The 22,490-nt window shown below is 49.3% G+C and carries 14 protein-coding genes; 2 read left to right on the top strand and 12 right to left on the bottom strand.

Going from position 1 to position 22,490, the window contains the following annotated elements; translation table 11 throughout:
- Positions 1–11: 11 nt before the first annotated feature.
- The 5 genes from H8S65_RS21305 to H8S65_RS06775 all read right to left on the bottom strand — a co-directional run bounded on the left by H8S65_RS21305 (position 12) and on the right by H8S65_RS06775 (position 3,545).
- Positions 12–347 (bottom strand): type II toxin-antitoxin system RelE/ParE family toxin, encoded by a 336-nt coding sequence (locus tag H8S65_RS21305; RefSeq protein ID WP_186929238.1) that lies wholly within the window; start codon positions 345–347, stop codon positions 12–14.
- Complete coding sequence (locus H8S65_RS06790; RefSeq protein WP_186929237.1) at positions 320–583, bottom strand: hypothetical protein; 264 nt, start codon at positions 581–583, stop codon at positions 320–322. The genes H8S65_RS21305 and H8S65_RS06790 overlap by 28 nt, the downstream gene beginning before the upstream one ends.
- Before the next feature lie 80 nt (positions 584–663).
- The gene (locus H8S65_RS06785) at positions 664–2,031 is read right to left on the bottom strand and encodes a sodium-dependent transporter (protein WP_186929236.1); all 1,368 of its coding nucleotides are present in this window, start codon (positions 2,029–2,031) and stop codon (positions 664–666) included.
- 56 nt (positions 2,032–2,087) lie between these two features.
- Complete coding sequence (locus H8S65_RS06780) at positions 2,088–2,756, bottom strand: ABC transporter ATP-binding protein (RefSeq protein ID WP_186929235.1); 669 nt, start codon at positions 2,754–2,756, stop codon at positions 2,088–2,090.
- A 63-nt stretch (positions 2,757–2,819) separates the two neighbouring features.
- On the bottom strand, positions 2,820–3,545 hold the full coding sequence (locus H8S65_RS06775) for a tRNA threonylcarbamoyladenosine dehydratase (RefSeq protein WP_122115230.1): 726 nt from the start codon (positions 3,543–3,545) through the stop codon (positions 2,820–2,822).
- 144 nt (positions 3,546–3,689) lie between these two features.
- Between H8S65_RS06775 and H8S65_RS06770 the strand changes: the two genes are divergently transcribed.
- Positions 3,690–5,660, top strand: a complete 1,971-nt coding sequence (locus H8S65_RS06770; RefSeq protein WP_186929234.1) for a beta-N-acetylhexosaminidase — start codon at positions 3,690–3,692, stop codon at positions 5,658–5,660.
- 88 nt (positions 5,661–5,748) lie between these two features.
- On the opposite strand, the gene H8S65_RS06765 is transcribed toward H8S65_RS06770, so the two are convergent.
- The 7 genes from H8S65_RS06765 to H8S65_RS06735 all read right to left on the bottom strand — a co-directional run bounded on the left by H8S65_RS06765 (position 5,749) and on the right by H8S65_RS06735 (position 19,920).
- Entirely contained in the window at positions 5,749–7,611 is a 1,863-nt protein-coding gene (locus tag H8S65_RS06765) for an FAD-dependent oxidoreductase (RefSeq protein WP_186929233.1), read from the bottom strand.
- 6 nt (positions 7,612–7,617) lie between these two features.
- Positions 7,618–10,620, bottom strand: coding sequence for an FAD-dependent oxidoreductase (locus H8S65_RS06760; protein WP_186929232.1), 3,003 nt, complete (start codon positions 10,618–10,620; stop codon positions 7,618–7,620).
- Between the two features lie 50 nt (positions 10,621–10,670).
- Positions 10,671–12,674: an FAD-dependent oxidoreductase gene (locus H8S65_RS06755; protein ID WP_186929231.1), complete on the bottom strand. Its 2,004-nt coding sequence runs from the start codon at positions 12,672–12,674 to the stop codon at positions 10,671–10,673.
- Between the two features lie 125 nt (positions 12,675–12,799).
- Positions 12,800–14,638 carry a RagB/SusD family nutrient uptake outer membrane protein gene (locus tag H8S65_RS06750; RefSeq protein ID WP_186929230.1) on the bottom strand — a complete coding sequence of 613 codons (1,839 nt, stop codon included), beginning with the start codon at positions 14,636–14,638 and terminating at the stop codon, positions 12,800–12,802.
- 15 nt (positions 14,639–14,653) lie between these two features.
- Positions 14,654–18,001, bottom strand: a complete 3,348-nt coding sequence (locus H8S65_RS06745; protein WP_186929229.1) for a SusC/RagA family TonB-linked outer membrane protein — start codon at positions 17,999–18,001, stop codon at positions 14,654–14,656.
- An 87-nt stretch (positions 18,002–18,088) separates the two neighbouring features.
- Positions 18,089–19,102: a FecR family protein gene (locus H8S65_RS06740; protein ID WP_186929228.1), complete on the bottom strand. Its 1,014-nt coding sequence runs from the start codon at positions 19,100–19,102 to the stop codon at positions 18,089–18,091.
- Positions 19,103–19,380: 278 nt separating this feature from the next.
- A complete protein-coding gene (locus H8S65_RS06735; RefSeq protein ID WP_186929272.1) occupies positions 19,381–19,920 on the bottom strand; it encodes an RNA polymerase sigma-70 factor in 540 nt (179 codons plus the stop codon).
- Between the two features lie 219 nt (positions 19,921–20,139).
- On the opposite strand from H8S65_RS06735, the gene H8S65_RS06730 reads away from it, so the two are divergent.
- A complete protein-coding gene (locus tag H8S65_RS06730) occupies positions 20,140–22,395 on the top strand; it encodes an inorganic phosphate transporter (RefSeq protein ID WP_186929227.1) in 2,256 nt (751 codons plus the stop codon).
- The last annotated feature ends 95 nt before the right edge of the window (positions 22,396–22,490 follow it).

The following is a 22,490-nucleotide window of genomic DNA, read 5'->3' as shown; positions in this document are numbered from 1 at the left end:
GTCGAATCTGTTTATGGTTTGATGTTTCGTAGTCGTTTTGTATGAGAAATGCTCTGCGCCTGGTGTATAATGTCTAATACTTCGATTTGTTTAGCCGTTATACGGTAGACGATCAGATGGGCCGGAAGGACGATCCTTCTATATCGTTTATCTTTTGTCGGAAGATAAGGATATTCCGCATGTAGCAAGTAGTCTGTGGCTAATTGCCGTACTTTTTCAAATATAAGGTTCTCGTATTGGATTGCTGATCTTTCACCGAAGTTTTCTTTTCCATATGTAAAGATTTGGTCGACTGATGAATAAAAAAGCAAAGAAGCGATTACCGGTTTTGCCTTTGTTCCCTCCATTGTCGTATCATTCGTTTGCCGTCTTCAAGTGTATAGAAAGGTCCCTGTTCGGCTTCGCGAATCATATTCGTGAGCTGTCCGATGGAAAGCGTTCCGCTTTCGGTAGCGGGATCGAATCCGTAGCGGGAAGTTCTTTCTTTTCTTATCTGCTGCATTTCTTTCCACGTTGGAAATGGATTTCCTGTTGTTTCCAGGAAAGATGCCACTCTCTTCTTTTCAATGGTTTTGATTTCCATAAGGCAATTGTTATTAAGTGAATACTATTTCACAAAGGTATAAGTTCCCTGCCGATATGCAAGGAACTTACAGGTTTATTTTAAAATAGTTTCTTTAGTTGGTCGAGGAGGCCGAGCTCGTTCAGGAATACGATGCCGATGACGATCGGAGAGACGTATTTCATGAAGAAGACATAGATGGAGAAGAGGCGGAACTTGATCGTCCCCTCGTTGGTCAGCTCGGCTTTCAGGATCTTCTTGTCGACACGTGTCCCGACGAAGATGCAGGTCAGCATTCCCCCTAACGGCAGCATGATCTTGGCCGTCAGGTAATCCAGCATGTCGAAAAAGATCAATCCGCCTATCGTGAACTCTTTCAATAACCCGTACGAGAGCGAACTGAGGATGCCTAAGAATAAAACGCCGGCAGAGACGAACCAGGCCGCTTTCTTCCGTGTCACATGAAATTCTTCATGGATATAAGCGGTGACCACCTCATGCAGGGAAATGGTGGAAGTCAGCGCCGCCATCGCCAGCAGGATATAGAAAATAAGCGACCACAAGCTGCTGAACGGCAACTGCTCGAAGACATTCGGCAAAGTGATGAATACCAGTTGGGCGCCTGCCGACGGTGCAATCCCGAAACTGAAGACAGCCGGGAAGATCATGATACCGGCCAGTATCGCGACAAAAGTATTGATGATCGTCACCTGCCAGGCCGTTGCCAACATATTGGTGTCTTTCCCGAAATAAGAAGAGTAGGTGATAAGGCAACCCATGCCGAGGCTCAGCGAGAAGAACGCCTGCCCGACGGCGCTTAACACGACGGATGAGGTCAGCTTGCTGAAATCCGGTTTGAACAGGTACACCAGCCCGGCTTCTGCATTCGGCAGTGTGACGGAGCGTATGCACATCACGACCAGGATCAGGAACAGGAGCGGCATCATGATCTTGGAAGCCCGCTCGATCCCTTTCTCCACGCCCGAAGCGATCACGAAATGCGTCAGCCCGATAAACACCGCTGTCCAGAAGATCGGCCGGAGCGCATTGGAAGAGAAGTTGTCGAAGTCGGCGGTAAAGTCCACCCCCGGCGTACTGTAAAGGCTGCCGTTCACCGTCTGCCAGACATATTCGAGTGTCCAGCCGGAAACGACCGCATAGAAGCCTAAGATCAGGAAAGCCGCTAAGATGCCGTTGTATCCGATCCAGCACCATTTCGTTCCGGGAGCCATCTTCTTGAACGAACCGACCGTATTGCTGCGGGAGTACCGGCCGATGAAGAATTCGGTTACCATCACCGGAATACCTAAGAATATCATGAAAAGAATATAAATAAGCAGGAATGCGGCGCCGCCGTTCGTCCCTAACATATAGGGGAAACGCCAGATACTTCCCAGTCCTACGGCGCATCCTACGGTAGCCAGGATAACTCCGAGCTTACTACCGAATGTGACTCTGTTGTCCACCATGTTTGAATGAATAATTAAGAATTAAAAATTAAGAAATAATAGCCCTCTTTTCACTTTCAACTTTCCCCTTTCAACTGTTGAACCGTTCCGTCTTTGATATGGATCACGCGGTCCGTATCGGTTGCCAGTTGCTCGTCGTGCGTGACGATCACGAAGGTTTGGTGCATCTGGTCGCGCAGGTCGAAGAAGAGCTTGTGCAGTTCTTCCTTATTCTTGGTGTCCAGGCTGCCCGACGGTTCGTCGGCAAGGATCACGGACGGGTTGTTGATGAGGGCGCGGGCGACGGCTACACGCTGTTTCTCTCCGCCCGACAGTTCGTTGGGCTTGTGAGACATCCGGTCCGTCAGGTTCATGAAGTCCAGGATTTCCTTCGCCCTTTTCTCCGCCGCAGCCGGTTTCTCGCGGGCGATCAGGGCCGGGATCATCACGTTCTCCAAAGCCGTGAACTCCGGGAGAAGCTGATGGAACTGGAAGACGAAGCCGATGTTCCGGTTGCGGAATGCCGCCAGTTTTTCTTCGGAAAGGCGGACGGTTTCGGTCCCGTTTATATACAGTTTGCCGCTGTCCGGCGCATCGAGCGTCCCGATGATCTGGAGCAGGGTCGTCTTGCCTGCCCCGCTCGGACCGACAATCGCTACGATCTCGCCCTCGCCTATCGTCAGGTCGATTCCTTTCAATACTTGCAGGGAGCCGAAGCTCTTGGTTATCCCTTCTGTCTTTATCATATCAGTTGAAAGTTGAAAGTTGAAAGTTGAAAGTTGGATAAGGAAAAGAATAACTTTTCATTTTCAACTTTCAGCTTTCAACCGGTTAATAACATAGGAGGCTAAGTAGCATCCGAATATGGCGGGCATATAAGATACCGTGCCGGTCGTTGTCCGTTTGCATTGTTCGCCTTCCACTTCTACGACGGCATCCGGATTGGCTATCTCGGTAGAGAAGACAACCGGAATCCCTTTGTTGACGCCCAGCCCGCGCAGCCGTTTGCGTACGGCTTTTGCCAACGCGCAGTTGCAGGTCTTCGAGATATCCGCGATCCTGACCAGTGACGGGTCCAGTTTGGCTCCGGCGCCCATCGAGGAAACGACAGGGATATTTTTCTTATGGGCGTGATATAAGAGGAACACTTTCGGGCTGAGGGAATCGATCGCATCGACGACGAAATCATACCGGGTCGCGGAAAGCACCTCTTCCGTCCGCTCGTCGCGCAGGAACTCGTTCAGGACGTTTAGTTTCAGTCTCGGATTGATATCCAACAGGCGACGGGCTACGACTTCGGCTTTCGGCATCCCCAACGTCGAATGTAACGCCGGCAGTTGGCGGTTGATATTGCTTTCGTTTACCGTATCGGCGTCGACGATCGTCATGTGGCCGATCCCGGCCCGGCATATCTGTTCGGCGGCATAAGCGCCCACACCTCCTAATCCTACTATCAGCACATGGCTATGTGCAAGCTGTTCCATCCGGTCGGCCCCTAACAAAAGTTCCGTCCGTGTGTTCCAATTGTAACTCATTAAAATGATTTTAGATGCAAAAGTAATAAATCATTCAGAAACGCCCTGCTATTTAGTCATCTTTTAACGAAAGCGGGCCGGTGCTTCCGGTTGTGGCAGGTAAGGAATAATTCGTATCTTTGTTCCGAATAAATTCAAATACCTATGAAGATACAACTCTATTGGCTGCTTTCGGCAGCTTTATTGTTATTGCCTACGAAGGCAGACGCCGCAAACAACAAGAAACCGTTCGTCATCCCTGAATTGCAGGAATGGAGAGGTAGTCAGGGAATGTTCACTCCTACGGCGACATCCCGGATCGTGTACACCGGAAAAGATCCGTCCGTAGCCCGTGTCGCCAATCAGTTTGCCGAAGACTATGCATTGATGTTCGGCCGCCGGATGATGGTCGTGCAAGGCCGTGCGGCTGCCGGCGATTTCGTTTTGTCACTCTCGTCCGACAGCCGGTTGGGGGAGGAAGGCTACACGATGAAGATCGCCGACCGTGTCACCGTTACCGCTCCCAAGAGCAAGGGGCTGTATTGGGCTACCCGCACGTTGCTGCAGCTGACCGAACAGCAGGCCGACCAGGCTTTGCCGAAAGGGACGGCCCGCGATTATCCCGACTATGCGATCCGTGGCTTTATGATGGATTGCGGGCGTAAGTTTATCCCGATGAGCATGTTGCGCGATTATGTGAAGATGATGGCTTACTACAAGATGAACACGTTCCAGATCCATTTGAACGATAATGCCTTCAAGCAGTATTACAATCATGACTGGAACAAGACCTATTCGGCTTTCCGCCTCGAATGCGAAACTTTCCCCGGACTGACCGCCCGCGACGGCTATTATACGAAAAAGGAGTTTATCGCCCTCCAGCAACTCGCCGACAGCCTGGGTGTCGAGATTATCCCGGAGATAGATGTCCCGGCCCATTCGCTTGCGCTTACACAATACAAGCCGGAGATCGGCAGCGAAGAGTACGGCATGGACCATCTCGACTTGTTCAAGCCTGAAACTTATGAGTTCGTGGACGCTCTTTTCCGCGAGTACCTGGAAGGACGCAATCCTGTCTTTGCCGGCAAACGTGTCCATATCGGTACGGACGAATATTCCAATAAGAAGCAGGATGTGGTGGAGAAATTCCGTGCTTTCACCGATCACTATATCCGTTTCGTGGAAGGCTTCGGCAAGCAGGCTTGTGTCTGGGGAGCCTTGACGCATGCGAAGGGCGAGACGCCTGTCAAGTCTGAAAACGTGCTGATGAGCGCGTGGTATAACGGCTATGCCGATCCGAAAGAGATGATCAAGCAAGGGTATGACCTGATCAGCATTCCCGACGGCTACCTGTATATCGTCCCCGCAGCAGGCTATTATTATGATTACCTGAATACGGAAATGCTTTATAAGGAATGGACGCCCGCCCACATCGGGAAAGAGGTGTTCCCTGAAAAGCATAAACAGATCAAAGGCGGTATGTTTGCCGTCTGGAACGACCATGCGGGCAACGGCATCAGCACGAAGGATATTCACTACCGCGTGTTTCCCGCCATGCAGACGTTAGCTGTCAAGATGTGGACAGGCAAGGATTGTACGGTTCCGTATGCCGACTTTAACAGTGCGCGTATGGCGATCAGCGAAGCTCCGGGCGTGAACGTGGCCGGGCGTATCGGTACGAAGCCGCGTGCCGTCTACAACCTCGAAACCTTGAAGCCGGGAATGGAAACGGGATTGAAAGAGATCGGCTATCATTATACCGTCTCTTTCGATATCAAAGCGGAGGCGGAGGAAAAGGGAACCGAATTGTTCCGTTCGCCTGATGCCGTCTTTTACCTGTCTGATCCGGCTTCCGGGAAGTTGGGATTTGTCAGGGATGGCTATCTGAATACCTTCAACTACCAGTTTTATCCCGAAGAGACCGCATCGGTAACCATCACCGGGGACGAGAAATCTACGCGGCTTTACATCGACGGCAAACTGAAAGAAGACCTGGATATCCAGAAACGTTACTTCAATGGTGGAAAAGATTCGATGCGGTATGTCCGCACATTGGTCTTCCCCTTGGAAAAAGCGGGGGATTTCAAAAGTTCGATCCGCAATGTGGAGGTGTTGAACTATTGCAAGCCGGATTAAATGGTGATTAACACCTACAAATAATAGGCCCGGATTTCGCGGATAATATATATCCGTGTTAATCCGGGCCTAATATATGAATGACTACTTATTTTATCTTCTGATAAATCTTTTCCAACGCAGCAAGTCTTGTTGTCTTTCCGGCTTCGATACCTGTGAGGTCCGTTCCACTCAGCTTTTTCCAGGCGGCCAATGTGGCTGCATCTACCGGTTCCTGCAAACGGGCAGTCCATTCGGGGAGATATCCGCGAAGTCCTAAATATTGCACCATGCGGAAGTGAGGACTGGTATTATCCACATCCTTGAAATACATAAGCGTCGCCTTCTGGTCGACCAGCTTGTCCTGCAGGCGGGAGAGGTCGATGTTCTGCACCTTCACCTTCCCGTCGATCGAAAGGGCTGAAGCAATACCGGCGGCCTGTCCCATCGCCATCCAGCAGGGCTCCATGCGCAGGGTGGAAAATCCGATGTGCGAACCCGACACCGGGACGGGCAACAGCAGGTTGTCCACCTCTTTCGGAACCATCACGCCATAAGGGACTGTGTAAACTGCCGACGGATAGCTCAGGAAACCGTCCAAATGCACCCTTCCTTCTTCTCTTTTCCGTACCGCATGCGAGTCCAGCGCATAATGGCTGGCCGTTATGCTGCTTTCGTGGATGGGCGGGCGGCTACCGATCGTTACCGGGATGGCATCGTTGGCGGTAAAGAAGTATGCGCCTTCGAAACGACGGCCTTCGCGGACGTAGACCTGGCGCGGGAAATGCCCGTTATCCGTGTATTCGTCTTTCGAAAGTCCCCATTCTTTTGCCGCTTTGCGGAAGTGGGCGGGCAGTTCGGGATCGTTCTGGGCGAACCAGAAGAGACCTTCGGTATATTCGCGCAAGCGTTGGGCGAACTTGTCGCGCCATTCCCACGAAGAGGTGGGCCAGGGCCAGTTCTCCTCCGGCAGGTCGGTGGAGACGAACACGCCGTGCTGGTTATTGGCGTCCGTCTTCATGTTCGGGACATGGACGATGTTGGTGATCTTGGCGATCCCCCATTTGTCGCCCGGAAGTTTCGACGGGTTGCCGGCCTTGATATGTTTCCGGTTCTCTTCCATCATTTCGGAAGTCACGCGTTGCATGGCGGCATCCGTGTTGCGTCCGGTCCAGACGTCCTCCACGATGGAGGCATAGTCTTCGCGGTTGTAACGGGCCGGCTTGGTGAAAGCCACGCGGTTCGCCGGATTGTTGGTCAGGCAGAGGCGGTAATTGTAGGACTGCACGGCATTGTCTTTCTTGAACGTGCTGCCGTCGCCTTCCGGACCGCCCCAATATTTGTAGACGCGTCCGGCGCCCGGTTCGTTAAACTCGTCTTTCCCTTCACGGCCTACGCGAAAGGGGACTCCGGCAGTGGCTCCGAGATCGCCTTCGTAGGTGGCATCTAAGAAGACGGAACCGGTGTATTCTTCTGTTTGCCCGGTTTCACGGTTCAGGATGCGGATCTTCTCGATGCGGTTGTCGTGCATGACGATGTTTTCATCTTCCGCATCGAACTGGCGCATGGTGAGGACGGTGATCTTGTCTTTCTGTTCGTCTATCATCTGCTGGAAAACCCGTGCCCCGACGGAGGGTTCGAAGTGGTAGCCGTCGCTGCATACTTTCACCTGCTCGGAGTCAGGGCCATAGGTGTCGATATAGTATTGTTTCACTCCGTCCACAAACTCACGGAACAGGCCGGTCGTTGCGGCACGGGTGGCGATGTCGGTTGCTCCGAGTCCGTTGGCGGGAAGTCCGCCGACATTGCGGGTACGTTCGAGTATCACCGATTTTTTCCCCATCCGGGCGGCCGAGATGGCTGCCATGATCCCTCCGGGATTGCCGCCGACGATCACCAGGTCGTAGGACGACTGGCCGAAAGCGGTCGCACAGGCCAAAAGGAGGGAGAGTACAAGTGTTTTCTTTCTCATAAGGTATTATTTACTGTTTAATATTTCATTTGCATAACGGGCGTAATGGCCTTGCAAGCCGTCGGCATACCGTCGGAGCACCTTTTCCCCGATACCGTCCTGGTCGCCGCAGAGATAGAGTGCCCTTGCTAAATGCAATTCCTTCAATGCGAGGTTGCGGGTAGACGTGTCGTTGAGATCGGGGACGGCACTGCTGCGGGCTTCGGCATACGAAAGGATCGAATGGCCCCGTACGCCCGGTGCCGTCAGCATGGCCAGCAGTACGGGAACGGCTTCGCGGCTGCCTATTGCTTCCGTGGCCATAGCGATGGCACGGAAATGGGAGAGATAGTCTTCCGGTTCCAACTTCTTTGCCTTTTCCAGTACGACGGGAAGGACGGAAGTGTCGTGGGCATTCCCCAATGCGGTGATCAGGGCATCCAGGCGGCTGAGGCACATGCCGAACTGTCCCATGCCGGTATAGTGCCAGCCTTCGTCCCAATCCTTATATTGCCGGATGGCTTCTGCCAGTACCGGTGCCGTTTTCCCTTGGCCTAAAATGCACAGGATGCTGGAGAGGATCACTTTTTCTTCCGGCATGGTTGCCCCGGCGATTTGTTTGTGGGCGAGCTGGATGCAACGTTCGGGATCGGTCAGCAATATTTCGAGCCCTTTGTAGTTGTCTGTCACGCTGGCGAGTGCCTTCTTCATCTCGGAATTGCTGAATCCTTTGAACTCCTTATCCGTCAATACCCGTTCCGGCAGATTGCCGATCTTGACCAAGTGTCGCTGTACCTTCTTGATGTCTATTTTACGGGGAGATTTGTTTTCCTTGACGCATAGGGCGGAAAGATAACCGACAGCATATCCCTGGTTTTGCAGGCAAGGCTGCATACGGATCACCGGCATGGCGTCCCGGTGCGCACTTGCTCCCAGGCCGGTTGTCAGAATACCTTCCAAGCCCTTGGGCAGAAGACTGCGCAGCGGAACATCCGCGTCGTAGATCATATGCCGTTTTTCCGGCGGGTTCAGGATGAAGAGCGGGTCGATGATCATGCCGTGTGTATCGAACGAACTTTTGTGATAAGAAATCGTGTCGGGATAGCGGCGATGGTTAATCACGTCGTAGACCGAGATGATGTAGTCTCCGATCACCCGCCGGCGTTCGCGTGTCTGGGGGATTTTGACCAGGTCGTACTGTCCTTGCAGCTTTGTCTTGGCTTGGACGAAAGCGCGTGAGACATCCAGGATATCCGTGTCGTCAACGAACAACCAGTCGTTATTGTTGTAATAGTCACCCGGAGCCCATTTGCCGGTTCCCGCACCTTGTACGGCGATTGTCTTTTTACCTGTATAATCGAATGATGCGCCGGCGGCGATGGCGATGTCTGCACTCCCGGTACTGTCTATCAAAACTTTGGACAGGATGACGCCTCGTCCGAAGGGAGTGGCGACTACGACTCCTTTTACCTGGTTTCCTTCTGTCAAAGCCCCGCATCCCATCACGCCGAACCAGAGTTTGCCTCCTGCCTGCAACAGCTCTTTGCGATGCCATTCCATTTTCCAGTCGGCGGGGAAACGTCCTTCCCCTTTGGGCTGTCTCGGATGGTCTTCGGGAGCCATTGCCAGGACACTCTTGTCTATATGGGCGGTATATCCGCCCCGGAACCCGTCCCAATAGACTCCGATCATCCCTAACGTGCTCAATCCGCCAAGCCCGTGCAGGTATTCCAATACCAATGTATCGGCTCCCTGTTTGGCTGCGGATATTCCGGCGGAAGCACCTGCCGTACCGCCTCCCATCACAACTACATCGTAGCTGCCTAAAACCGGAAGTGCGCCTGCCGGAGAGTCGACGAACCCCTTTAGCAGGGACGGACGGAGCGGGGAGAGCAGTTCGCCTGTTTCTCCGTAGTTCGAAGCATTTACTTTAGGCTGGCGGACAGCGGCCTGAGCCGGTACGGGTATATCCTTTATCTGCCCGGCAACCATCTCGCCCATCATCTCTCCAATGAACAGGGCCGGTACGGGACGCATCACTTTGGCCGCCAGTTCTCTGGGTATTTCGGCACAGGGACCGAGTACCCAGAGGTTCGCGATATTCTTTGATTTGAAGGCTTGCATCGGCAACTTGCGCAGGGAAGCCGGATTCCCGTTATATGCTTTCTCGCTGTCAATCGTTTGTTTCGGAATATACCAGAGCAGATCCGAACTGTCGACCTGCTCTATATCCCAGGTGTGGTTACGGATGATCTGTTCTGCCTCGGCCAGCGACGCATACGAGTCGTCTTTGAGCGGTAAACGGAATGTATAGCGGGTGACCGGATAGCTTTTCCCGCCAACCTTGACGGATTGGGACAATTCTTCGGCCTCGATGATTTCCGGCGCTTCCTTCCTGGTATTTCCTACTACGGTATAGCGGAATTCCTGCGTACCTGCGGTAAAAGGTTTACGTTCTGCTCCTGATAGTCCTGCAACGGAAGCATTGTGAGTCGCGTCGATAATCGCTTTGCAACGGATGGCCTGCCTGCCCGAACGGTTTGCAATCACGACTCCCGCAGGTTTACCGGACGGGTCCGTCAGCACATTCGTCACATAGCTGCTGTAAAGGAACCGGACGTCGTTGTCGATCAACTCGTCTTCCAATGTTTTCTTTATATGAAGCGGAGTCGGGAAACTTTTCCCCGGAAAGAGCTTGCGTGCAAGTGCTGTCTGCGGTTTTTCCCCTTCCTCCCGTTCGTAGAGATGCGAGCCGCATATGTCTTCACCTAAATAAGGCATGTAGCCAACTAAATAAACCCGGCTGCCCGCTTTCGCTGCGGCGACAGCTGCGGCAATGGCGCGCGAACTTCCGCCCGCGACCACAAGGTCTACTTCTGCAATCACCGGAATCTTACGCGCCCCTTCATGGCAGAACCCTTCATCGGGAACGGCTGACTGCATCGCGGCCTTAGCTTCCGTCACGCTACCTAAAGAGGCTAATGCGCCTCCTGCCGCCGTTACTTTTAAAAAATCACGTCGTGTAATCATGGTATTCTCTTTTTATACTGGTCTTTATGGGAGCCATAAAGATAAGAATTTTATTTTTTAGGAACTAATATAATGGCATCGGCAAATAAGGCTCCCTTCGAACGACTGCCGTCAATCCTGACAGAAGATGTCCAGTTGCCTTTCTCAAACGCGTATGTGCCTAAGCTAACCCATGAACCTTTGTGGGATCTGGGTGATATTTCTACTTGCTTGACGCCCTCTTTGCTAATAATGTCAAAAGCCATAACTTCGGGCATTTCCTGGTCGGGAAGAGCTGTGCAGTAAAAGAAAACTTCGTATGTGTCCGCCTTTTTAATAACAGGCATAAAGGTGAAAGAGCTATTGTTCTTTTGGTTTGCCGACTTTAAGAAGCTGTTCTTATAATGTGCTCCGAAACTTTTTTGCCAATGTCCTGCTCTTTCTATTTTGTCGATATCGCTGTCATCGACTAATATTTCGGGAGTAGAACCGTCCAGATAAGGATTCTCTTTCAGGATTTTCCTTAGCTTGGTTACGTCTATTGTCTGGACGTCGGTATTATCGTCGATCGCTAATGCCGATGCTACGGCTGCCGACTGTCCCAGCACCATAAAGACCGGTTCCATCCGGATCGATCCGAAAGCGATATGGGTGGAAGAAACGCATACTGGAACCAGCAGGTTGGTACATTCTTCACGCTTGGGCGTAATACTCTTGTACGAGATTGGATAGGGTGGGAAACCGTGAAATTGGACATCCCCTTCATTTTTCACCATACCGTTTGTCACGATACGTTGGCAATTATGGGAGTCCATCCCGTAGGCAGCCATTCCGATCGCATCTCCCACAGTCTCTTCTCCCTGGCAATTCTTTTGCGTCATGATATATTCCCCGTTCAGGCGGCGGGCTTCGCGCACGTATAGCTGGGTCGGGAAGTTATCATTGTCTACAAATTCATCTTTCGCCCATCCGAATCTGGAAACCTGGTCGCGAAGTTCGGCGGGAACTCTTTCATCGTGTGTAAGGAAATAGAGTAGCCCTTTTGTGTAGTCTACATGTTCCTGCCAGATCCGTTCGCGGGTTGCGTAGTCGCCATCCGGATATTCATAGTTCATACCGATCATATCGGTCGATAGCGGCCCTCGGTTATTCACATCATATTTATTATCCGGCATCATGCCCCAGTTGAATAAGAGATAATTGTCTATGTGTAAATCCATTTTACGGATAGCACGTGCCAATAGTTCGTATTTGGCCGGATCATAGTTTCCCGGTTTCTCGAACGGACGTTGATTTTCTTTATTGTCGGTGAGGCATAGGCGGAAATTGTATGCTTGTACGAGTTTATCCCCGCTTCCTCTTTCTTCCAGTGTATTGGGCTGGATTCCCCAACATAAGCCGCTGTTCGGATCTCCCTCTTTCAGGTACGGATCTACTCCGTCCGGGAATTGATGCCAGATAGACATCTGGACTCCGTTAAGCGTCTCGTCCTGTTCTTCGTTTCCTTCACGTCCGACAAAATAAGAGACGCCGGCTTTTGCCATCAAATCTCCTTCATACGAACAATCGATGAACTGTTTGGCTTTGACCCGTATCAAGGTCTTTTCATCCGGTTGCCGGGAATCTTCCAAAGTGATACTTTTTATTCTTTTATTCTGAACTTGAGCATCTGTTATGCGGCGATAATACAGGACATCTAAATCCGCGTCTTTCACAAAGCGGTTCATGGTTGCAGTCGCAACACTCGGCGGAAAGGTCCATTGTTCGAATTTATTATAATGCTCTCCTATGCGACGATAGAAAAGACGTGCCAGTCCGGTAACTGCATATTTGTTCCCGATATCCGTTGCACCTAATCCACCTGTAGTCATACCTCCTAAATATTTACCAGGTTCTACCAAGAGGACGGATTTACCCATTTTTTTTGCAGAGTAAGCAGCTACAACGCCTGCGGATGTTCCCCCGTAGATACAAATGTCAACTTCTTTGACAGATGCAGCTGTATTTTCTCTTTTTTCCAAGTGGCAGGAAAAGAATGTTATACAAAGAATAAGGAGAAATAGTTTATACTTCATAAAAACAATATTTGTTAATCGAGGCCTCGATTATGAGTTTTCAACGTTGAAATGGTATTTTCGAAGCCTCGGTTATTGGTTTTCAAAGTTGAAATACCAAAATCGAGACTTCGATTATCAGAGAATTAATACCCGTCGTTTTGCGTCAGGTTGCCGTTGACCAAGATATCGTTGGCTGGAATAGGCCACAAATAGTTTTTCTGCGAGTCGAATGACATCTTGTAGAACGTGGTGATATATCCGGCAGTTTCCATCGGTGAAAGGTTTGGCAACCCGTCTTCATCGATCGTCGGTACGCCGCCTATGGGGTAGTTGCCTTCGTCCCAGTTCTTCAACAAAGTCATGAAGTCCTGAGACAATTCGATGTTCGATTCACTGCCGGTCAAACCGTTCCAGTTGGCAGAATTAGACCAGGCTCGATTCAGGTAATACATTGACTTGTTGTGTGATTTCTCGGCAATGCGCCAACGCAGCAAATCGCGGTAGCGTAACCCTTCGAATGCAAATTCCGAACGGCGGTCCATGCGGATGATTTTACGCAGAGCCTCTTGCGATTGCGCTTCTACGTGCGGGTAAGCGATGCCGGTCTCACGGTAGGCACGTTCGCGGATCAGATTGATCGTTTTGTCCAAGTCATCTTGCGTACATTGTCCCATTTCGTTTTTTGCTTCTACGTAAGTCATCAGTATTTCAGCATAACGCAAGTATGGGTAACAGTTGTCTGCTTTCAGATTATAATTGTTGAAATCTTTCCAGTCATCCTTTACAAATTTTCGGAGTATCAGGCCATTATAAGCCGAATGTTGGTTTGAGGCTTTGGAATCGGTGTTGACTACCATCTTGCCGGTTGACACTTCGTATACTGTATTCGCATAAGGACTGGGATTGAATTCATAGCCTAATGTGATATAGTCCGGATATTTTTCAGGGAATGTCCCGTCTTTTTTTGACTGTTCATATTCTGTATAATCGGCAGAGTATTTGGTCTTGAAAGGCTGGATCGTCATCGCCAGGCGCGGGTCACGGTTGGCAAACGGATCTTTCGGGTTATAGAGCGGTGACTTGTCGATAGGCAAGCCGTCCGTACAGGTATAGGAACAGAACAGTTCCAATGACGGACTTTGATTGCAGTGACCGCCGATTTTGCGTATGACGAAGTCACGTACATTTTCCATGAAACCGTATCCTTTCTTTAATGTCAAGTCGCCTTTGAAATAAAACATGAATTCGGGAGAACTGGAGGCTTGGAACATTTCCCGATAATTGTCGTGTAATTTGTAGACTCCGAGATCCATACATTTTTGTGCAGCATCGACAGCAGTTTGCCAGTCTTCGTGGAAGAGGGCAAACCGGGCTTTGAAACCGAGAGCAGCTCCTTTAGTTGGTCGTTGTTGACCTTTATAGGAGTTGGGCAGATATTCGGCAGCTTTATCCAAACACTCGAAAGCGTATGCAAGTACTTCGCTTTTGGGTGAGCGGGTCGCCACGTATGCTTCATCCAAAGTCATACCTTTATTCAACACACAATCTCCGTAATAGGCAGTCAGTTCACAATAAGCAAACCCCAACATGAAGTAAGCTTCTCCTTTGTATTGGTTGATTTTGCTTTCGCTTATTCCTGCTGCTGTCCCATTGTCCAACGCATTGATGACTTTTGTTGCGCGAGCGATGGATTTGTATAATGAGGTCCAGCGGCTTGATGCTGTTCCCCATTGGGAGGTGACTGTTCCGAGTGTGACTTCGTTGGAACCGTTTCGATTCAGCAAATCATCGTCCCAATAGATCGCGTCAATCGGGAAGAAGTCTGGTCTCCACAGATCGTTAAGAGCCATTTCTATTTCGGTTTCATCATGATACCAATTTTCGCTCGATCCTTCTGAAAGCGGATTCAGGTCGAGGTTGGCACAGGCCGTCATGCCGAGTGCCACCATTCCGGTTAATAGATATTTGTTTATTTTGTTCATAACAGGATTCTTAAATTAAAATGAAACATTCAGACCAAAAATATAAGAAGACATGATGAGGTCTTTTGCGCGGTCGCCCCATTCCGGATCAAATCCTTCGGGATATTTGGAGAAGGCGGGCAGGTCGTTGGCGCTGAAATAGACTCTTAGTCTGTTGACAAAGAACTTCTTCGTGAGTTCGGATGGGAGCGTGTATCCCAATGTGATGTTTTTGATACGCATATAAGCTCCGTTGAAAATGTAGAAGTCACTTTTTGCATATATATTGGCACTATTGGTCGTCAGCATCGGATATTTTGCTTTGGCATTCTCCGCGTCTGTCGCTGTCGGGCTCCAGTGACTTTCGATCAGGTTTACCGGACAGGCGTATGCCTGGTAATTGAACGGTGTGCCCGGCCAGTTCCAATAGGTCAATTGGTGTCCGATTCCTTGAAATGACAAGTTGAAATCTATGCCTTTCCATTCAGCCCATAGAGATCCGCCGTATTGCATTTCCGGCAGGGAATTGCCCAAGCGTACACGGTCGGCGGAGGCGGTGATCTTGCCATCGCCGTCGATATCCTGGTAACGGATATTGCCGGCCTTGTCGTTGTTGGTCAGGACCGGGATTTTATTGCCGTTCTCGTCCAGCATGGCAGCATCGTTTAAGATAATGCCCATACTTTTATAACCGTACCATTCATTAAAGTAAGAACCTTCTTCGGTGATTTTGTTGTCGTCGATTTTCTGTCGGTCTGCCATGTAGCCCATTTTTGAACGATAGTCGGATAGGTTGAAACTTACGCCGTAGCGGAAGTCGTTGATCTGGTCACTCCAGGAAAGTTCGAGATCCCAACCTTTCGTATTCATGTCGGCAGCGTTGTTTTGCGGCGCGTTATAACCGAAATATGAGGGGAATCCGACTTCCATTAACATGTCTGTCGTCTTTTTGTAGTAATAATCGGCCGATGCGCGAAGTCTGTTGTTCAGCAAAGTGATATCGGCTCCAAAACCATAAGTGGTTGTCGTTTCCCATGTCAGGTTGTTGAAAGCATAGTCTGTCTGATAGGCCGTCTGTACGACATCTGCCATGCCGGTTGTCGCATTTGGAATGAAGCCTGTACCGAAACTAAGAATTGCCTGATAGGGAAATTCCTTACCTAAACGTTCATTGCCTAACTGCCCGATTGAGCCGCGTAACTTCAAATAATCTATCACGTTCTTGTTGAACCAAGGCTCTTCGGAAATAACCCAACCTGCACTAACGGACGGGAATGTGCCCCAACGGTGGCCATCGGCAAAACGTGAGGAACCGTCCGACCGGATATTGGCTTGCAATATATAGCGGTCTGCCCATGAATACATGATACGGCCGAAGAACGAACGGTAAGCGTTATGTCCGGCTTTTCCGCTATTGTATTGATAATCTTCAGGCCCTAAATTCAGGTACGGATAATTAACCAGGTTAAAATTAGTTCGGGAAGCACCTTCCTCTTCCCATTTGTAAGAATAATCTTCATAACCGGCCATCAATCCGATAGAGTGACGTTTCAGTTGTAGTTTGTAGTTGGCATAGAACTGTTTTGTCAAGCTATGGTTGTCGTTACGATTTTCGCTGAGGCTCGTTGAGGCATAGCCGACTCCAGGGACAGGATCTCCGGTGATCCGGTAGACTTCGTATCTTTTCCGGTGGTCTTTACCCTTGTAAAAAGAATATTTCGGTGCTACGATGGCTGTCAAAGTCAATCCTTTTACAGGTGTGATATCTAATTGCAATTTACCACCGACACTATAGTTTTGTTTTTTCATGGAGCCGCCTAATTGGTGTTCTGCTATAGGGTTGTCACCGTCTTTGCCATCGGCAAAACGTCCGTCGGACCAGTAAGCATTGTAGATCGGCGCACGTTCCATCAAGGTAAAGATTGATCCGTGGGGTTCATTTGCATTGGAATAGAGTAAATTCAAGTCAACATTGGCATGTATCCAATTGTTAATCTGATAATCATTGTTCGTGCGGATGTTGAAACGCTCATAATCTTTTGTCTTGATAAGTGCTTCCGAATTGTAGTAATTGAGACTGAAGTTTGTTTTCAGTTTTTCCGTACCTCCGCTGAGCGAAAGGGAGTGTCGTTGGTGATGTGTGCTGCTCTTCAGTCCCAAGTCCATGAAGTCGGTATCTGCATAGCGATCCGGATCTTCGGCTCGCAATTGCGCGTAATTGTTGATTATATCCTCAGAGTAAAGCGAATGAAGAGATGAAGCTCCATCGTTGAAGGCTAATTCGTTGAGGCCGCTCATCCATTGTACGGCATTGGCGAATTTCGGTTTGGCGGTCGGTGTGTTGATGCCATATTCACCATTATAAGAAAGATGGAATTCCTTGTTTCTGGCACGTTTGGTCGTGACCAATATGACACCTGCCGCCGCACGTGAGCCGTAGATTGCGGCTGAAGCTGCGTCTTTCAGGACTTGAATGTCTTTTACATCTTCAGGGGCAATATCCGTAAGAGTACCGGGCACTCCATCGACGATCACCAATGGGTCATTGGTCGACATGGTCGTGACACCACGTACGCGGATGGTTGCTCCGGCTGACGGGTCGCCACTGGAACGTGTAATCTGTACGCCGGCCATCTGCCCTTGCAATTGACTGGAAAGTTGCGGTGTGCTCTTCATCCGAAGTTTATCACCTCCCAGAGAAGAGGTTGATCCTGTCAGGTCGATCTTGCGTGCTGTACCGTAGCCGATCACGACTACTTCATCCAAGGCTTCCGAATCTTCTTCAAGTGTGATATTGTACGAGTTTAATGAACCGACTTTTATTTCGACAGGTTTGTATCCGATGTAGGAAATCGAAAGTATAGCACCAGGTGCTATACTGATGTTGAAGAGTCCTTCAACATCAGTAATGGATCCGTTAGTCGTTCCTTTTTCCACCACGTTGGCTCCGATGATCGGGTCACCGTTGCTGTCAAGGACTTTTCCTGTGATCTGCTTAACCTGTTGTTGCCGGGCGTATGCTTTTCGCATAATGTTAATATTCCGGTCATTGATGGTGTATGTCAGTCCTGTTCCAGTCAATGCTTGTGTCAGGACTTCATCAATTTGGTTACTATCGGCTTTTACGTTGACTTTGATGTTTGAGACATCCTTGTCTACATAGAAAAACAAGAATTCACTCTGTTTTTCTATCTGTGAAAACAAGTCAGTGAGGAGCATCCGTTCAGCTTTGACGGATATTACAGCCGATTGTGAGTAAGATGATTCGGCTTGCATTGCGGAGGGTAAAACCGTTAATAGCGAAGCCGCTGTAATTTTTGTGATTGCTACTAATTTTTTCAGGCTTTTAGGATGAAAAGGCCTGTAATACGAAACATTTTTCATGCTTATGTATTGATTTAAGAGATTAATAATTTAGTTGTTTCATGGTGTGGCCCGTTCTGTGCGGGCATCAGTGCTGTTTTATAAATATTAGCGTTCTCTCATAGGCATTGTCTTTTTTAGTGTTGCATACTGGATATGATAAACTCCGTTATTATTCGTCCATTGCACAGGTAAGCTGTATGAAATCACTTTTAGGATCTGTTCAAAGCTTTGTTCTTGGCCAAATGTACCGGAGACGGTGACGGACGGATCAGCCAGTCTTTCATCGTCGATCTGGATTTCTACCTGGTAGATGTCTTTCAAGTTCTCAATCAATTTGGTGAATGGGATGGACTTGTATTTCAACAGGCCGTCTTTCCAAGCTGTGAAAGTGTCGGTGTCTATTTCTTTGACATCCACCTTATTCGTAGACCGGCTGAAAGTAAGTTGCTGGTTCGGAGTCATCACGATATTTTGCTTCGCACCCTCGAAACGGATGGAGCCTTCCACGAGGGTTGCTGTGATATCGTCGGATTCCGCATCTGCTTTTATGTTGAAGTGCGTGCCCAATACGGTAATAGAGGCGCCGTTCATCTCTACTTGGAAGGGCTTGCCTGAATCTTTTGCCACTTCGAAATAGGCTTCACCTTCTAACTTGACGTCGCGGCTGCTTTTGCCGTATTTGTCGGAATAGCTGAGGCGGCTGTTCTTGTTCAATGTGATGACAGTTCCGTCTTCCATCGTGAAGTTGGAGGTATGTTCGCCTGTCAGCAAGGTATAGTATTCGGATGTACGGTCATTTGTATTATAAAGGAAAAAGGCCGTAGAGAGAATGAAAAGCAAACAGGCTGCGGCAATTAGCGGAATGGCGTTTCTCCATAATTGCCGCCGGTCAGTCTGCCTTCTTTGTACATTGATCTTTTGTTGCAGCTTGTCGGCCGAGAAAGCAGGGGCGACGGAATGCTTGAAAGCGACATCCGCATCCCAGTAATTCTTGAGCCGCCGGAATTCATCCCGGTTCTTTTCGTTTTCGTTCAGCCATTCGCTTAACGAAAGGATGTCGTCAGAAGAACTTTCCCCGCTCAGGACACGTGCGATTATATGGTTTATTCTGTTTTCCATTCTATGTGTTTCTATATGTATAGTCGCATCAACCGGAAAATACCCTTAGTCGTTCTGAAAAAAAATATTGAGGGATGCCGGAGGGATAAGCCGGTTTGTGTTGGCGTTTATGCCCATGCAGGAGCGAACGGATAGGCATGTAGAATCTATTTTCATCCCGACCATTATTCATACCACAACTGTGATATGAAAGAAGCACGGTTGTGATATAGACGGAATACGGCTGTGAAACAAAAGGAGCACTGTTGTGATATGGAATAGCGAAGGGCTGGAAAAGGCTAAATTGAAGTATCCTCGGCCAATGTTTCCCGTAGCTTGCGGACAGCATTGGCCAGATGTGCCTCCAGCGTTTTGACGGAGATGTCGAGGATGGCGGCTACTTCTTTGTATTTGAGCCTGTCTTCGCGGACGAGTTTGAATGCCATCTTGCATTTGGCGGGTAGGGAGTCGATCGCCATATTCAGCCGTTTGATCCCTTCCTGGCTGATAAGTTCTTCTTCGGGAGTTGTTTCTGTAGAGGTAAACAGGTCGATGGAGACTTCGTCCAGCGATACTTGCTCCATGTGTTGTTTACGGTAGTAACTGATGGCTTTGTGGCGGGCTATGGTATAAATGTAGGAATCGAAATTGCCGATTCCGGGGAGTGCTTGGCGGTTGTTCCAGATAGCTAAGAAGGTGTCGGAAACGATCTCTTCGGCTTCTGCCGGCGATGAGACATACAGGCCCGTAAATCGCATCAACCGCGCAAAGTAGGCGATGTAAAGCGATTTAAGAGCGACTTGTGAATCTGACAAAGCCATTTCGCAAACCCACTGCATTATATTGTCCTGATTCTCTCCCAAGTGTGAGCAAGATTAACAATGTCTTTATAATAAAAGTCGCGAATATAAGGAAAAACCCTTAGTCCGGTAACATTATTTTTTATTCAACTGTTCTTTTAGGCGTATAATCAGGTTTGTAACACGTTTGTAACATCTATGTCATTTTTGCGTAATATTTGTTTCAGACCTTTGCAACCAAACTCATAACAAGCAATTATGGAGACATTCTATCTCTTTCTGATCATTTTCCTCTTTGTGCTGGCGGTATTCGACCTGTCAGTCGGGGTCAGCAACGATGCGGTAAACTTCTTGAATTCGGCGATAGGGTCGAAAGCTGCATCTTTTAAAGTAATAATGGTGATTGCCGCGATCGGCATCTTTGTCGGAGCCTCGCTTTCCAACGGCATGATGGACATTGCCAGGCACGGGATTTACCAGCCGCAGCATTTCTTCTTTTCGGAGATTATGTGCATTTTGCTGGCTGTCATGCTCACCGATGTGGTGTTGTTGGACATCTTCAACTCTCTGGGGATGCCTACTTCGACTACCGTTTCGTTGGTTTTCGAATTGTTGGGCGGTACGGTTGCGATTTCATTGATCAAGATTGCCAATTCCAACGGCGCGCTCCAGTTGGGCGACCTGCTGAACACGGATAAGGCTTTTACGGTGATACTTGCCATTTTCCTTTCGGTGGCGATCGCTTTCTTCTTCGGGGCCATTGTCCAATATATTTCCCGTCTGATCTTTACCTTTAATTATAAGAAGCATGCGACTTATTTCATCGGGCTGTTCGGTGGATTGGCCGCTACTTCCATCCTTTACTTTATGTTGATCAAAGGTTTGAAGGAAAGTTCCTTTATGGAAGGCGACCTTAAAACGATGATCTATAGTAATACGGACACGATCGTGTGGGGAGCGCTTATCTTTTTCACCATATTGATGCAGATTCTTCACTGGTTGAAGGTGAATGTCTTTAAAGTGGTGATCTTGTTGGGTACGTTTGCCCTGGCATTGGCCTTTGCAGGTAACGACCTGGTGAACTTTATCGGCGTTCCGTTGGCAGGCTATTCTTCTTATATGGACCTGATGGCGCAGGGTGGCACGACCACTACCGACACTTTCCTGATGGAGTCGTTGCTTGAACCGGCCAAGACGCCGTGGTATTTCCTGGTAGGATCCGGACTGGTCATGGTCATTGCGCTTGCAACTTCAAAGAAAGCGCATAATGTCGTAAAGACCTCTCTGGATCTTTCGCGCCAGTCGGAAGGTAATGAGAACTTCGGGACTTCGCCGGTGGCGAGAACGCTGGTCCGTACTTGCAATAATATCTCCACGACACTTCTGAGCGTAGTCCCTCCACGGGCGAAAGACTGGATCGACAGCCGTTTTAATAATAACGAGATTATTCTTGAGGATAAAGCGAGTTTCGACTTGGTACGTGCGTCCGTCAATGTGGTGCTTTCCGGTTTGCTTATTGCCGTGGGTACTTCTTTGAAGTTGCCTCTGTCTACGACTTATGTGGCTTTCATGGTGGCAATGGGTAGTTCGCTCGCCGACCGTGCGTGGGGACGTGAGAGTGCGGTTTACCGCATCACCGGTGTGCTTTCCGTGATCGGAGGTTGGTTCATTACGGCTGGCGCCGCTTTTACGATCTGTTTCCTGGTGGCTCTGTTGATCCATGTCGGAGGTGTGGCGGCAATGGCTGCAATGGTCGGGCTTGCCGTTTATATGTTGATCCGTAGTCATCTGGCTTACCGGAAAAAGATGAAGAAGGAAGCCATGCAGGAAGAAGTCGATTCGACGATTTCCAAACTGCGCGAGACAAAGGACAAACGCGAAGCTCTTTCTCTGTTCCGCGAACATAGCCGCGAGGAGTTGTGTAATGTCCTGAACTTCGCTTCCGACGCTTTCAACCGCTCTGTTCATGGCTTTATGGACGAGAACCTGCGGGAACTTCGGAAGGTGATGATCGCGATCGAAGAGAAGAAGAGTTACCTGAAACAGGTCAAACGTGTCGGCACGTTGGGCGTTACCCAGCTGGAGCATGATATCGCGATCGATAAAGGTTTGTACTATTATCAGGGAAATGACTTTGCCAGCGAGATCGTGTTCAGTATCCGCCGCCTGACGGAACCAGGCAAAGAGCATGTCGACAACCATTTCAGTCCGCTCTGCGAGGTACAGAAGGAGGACTTCGGAAAAATGACCGACAGCATCGTTTCTTTCCTGAACCGCAGTGCTGCCATGATCGAAAGCAACGATTACCATCGCATGGACGACCTGATCGCCGAATCGGTCGACCTGCTGGCGAAACTGACGCTTCTGAAGAAGGAGGAACTGAAACGAATCCAGGGACAGAGCGGAAGCACGAAGGTCAGCATGGTCTATCTCAATATGGTGCAGGAGGCGCAGAATGTGGTGGCCTTTACTGCAAACTTGTTGAAGGTAAGCCGGAAGTTCCAGAAAGAATAATCGGGGTGTTACTGATCCCGTATCAAGTCCGGGATCACAAAACGGAATTTTGACACACTTCCTTTTTGCCGTTAAGAAATAGCAAACCGATAGTT

Source organism: Parabacteroides hominis (assembly GCF_014287585.1).
Lineage (GTDB): Bacteria > Bacteroidota > Bacteroidia > Bacteroidales > Tannerellaceae > Parabacteroides > Parabacteroides hominis.
The sequence above is the reverse complement of the archived record's forward strand: the minus strand, read 5'-3'. Positions and strand labels throughout refer to the sequence as shown.

What these genes read in the sequence shown, in the direction of transcription:
- H8S65_RS21305 (WP_186929238.1), bottom strand. Translation starts at nt 347, where the DNA reads ATGGAGGGAACAAAGGCAAAACCGGTAATCGCTTCTTTGCTTTTTTAT.
- H8S65_RS06790 (WP_186929237.1), bottom strand. Translation starts at nt 583, where the DNA reads ATGGAAATCAAAACCATTGAAAAGAAGAGAGTGGCATCTTTCCTGGAA.
- H8S65_RS06785 (WP_186929236.1), bottom strand. Translation starts at nt 2,031, where the DNA reads ATGGTGGACAACAGAGTCACATTCGGTAGTAAGCTCGGAGTTATCCTG.
- H8S65_RS06780 (WP_186929235.1), bottom strand. Translation starts at nt 2,756, where the DNA reads ATGATAAAGACAGAAGGGATAACCAAGAGCTTCGGCTCCCTGCAAGTA.
- H8S65_RS06775 (WP_122115230.1), bottom strand. Translation starts at nt 3,545, where the DNA reads ATGAGTTACAATTGGAACACACGGACGGAACTTTTGTTAGGGGCCGAC.
- H8S65_RS06770 (WP_186929234.1), top strand. Translation starts at nt 3,690, where the DNA reads ATGAAGATACAACTCTATTGGCTGCTTTCGGCAGCTTTATTGTTATTG.
- H8S65_RS06765 (WP_186929233.1), bottom strand. Translation starts at nt 7,611, where the DNA reads ATGAGAAAGAAAACACTTGTACTCTCCCTCCTTTTGGCCTGTGCGACC.
- H8S65_RS06760 (WP_186929232.1), bottom strand. Translation starts at nt 10,620, where the DNA reads ATGATTACACGACGTGATTTTTTAAAAGTAACGGCGGCAGGAGGCGCA.
- H8S65_RS06755 (WP_186929231.1), bottom strand. Translation starts at nt 12,674, where the DNA reads ATGAAGTATAAACTATTTCTCCTTATTCTTTGTATAACATTCTTTTCC.
- H8S65_RS06750 (WP_186929230.1), bottom strand. Translation starts at nt 14,638, where the DNA reads ATGAACAAAATAAACAAATATCTATTAACCGGAATGGTGGCACTCGGC.
- H8S65_RS06745 (WP_186929229.1), bottom strand. Translation starts at nt 18,001, where the DNA reads ATGAAAAATGTTTCGTATTACAGGCCTTTTCATCCTAAAAGCCTGAAA.
- H8S65_RS06740 (WP_186929228.1), bottom strand. Translation starts at nt 19,102, where the DNA reads ATGGAAAACAGAATAAACCATATAATCGCACGTGTCCTGAGCGGGGAA.
- H8S65_RS06735 (WP_186929272.1), bottom strand. Translation starts at nt 19,920, where the DNA reads ATGCAGTGGGTTTGCGAAATGGCTTTGTCAGATTCACAAGTCGCTCTT.
- H8S65_RS06730 (WP_186929227.1), top strand. Translation starts at nt 20,140, where the DNA reads ATGGAGACATTCTATCTCTTTCTGATCATTTTCCTCTTTGTGCTGGCG.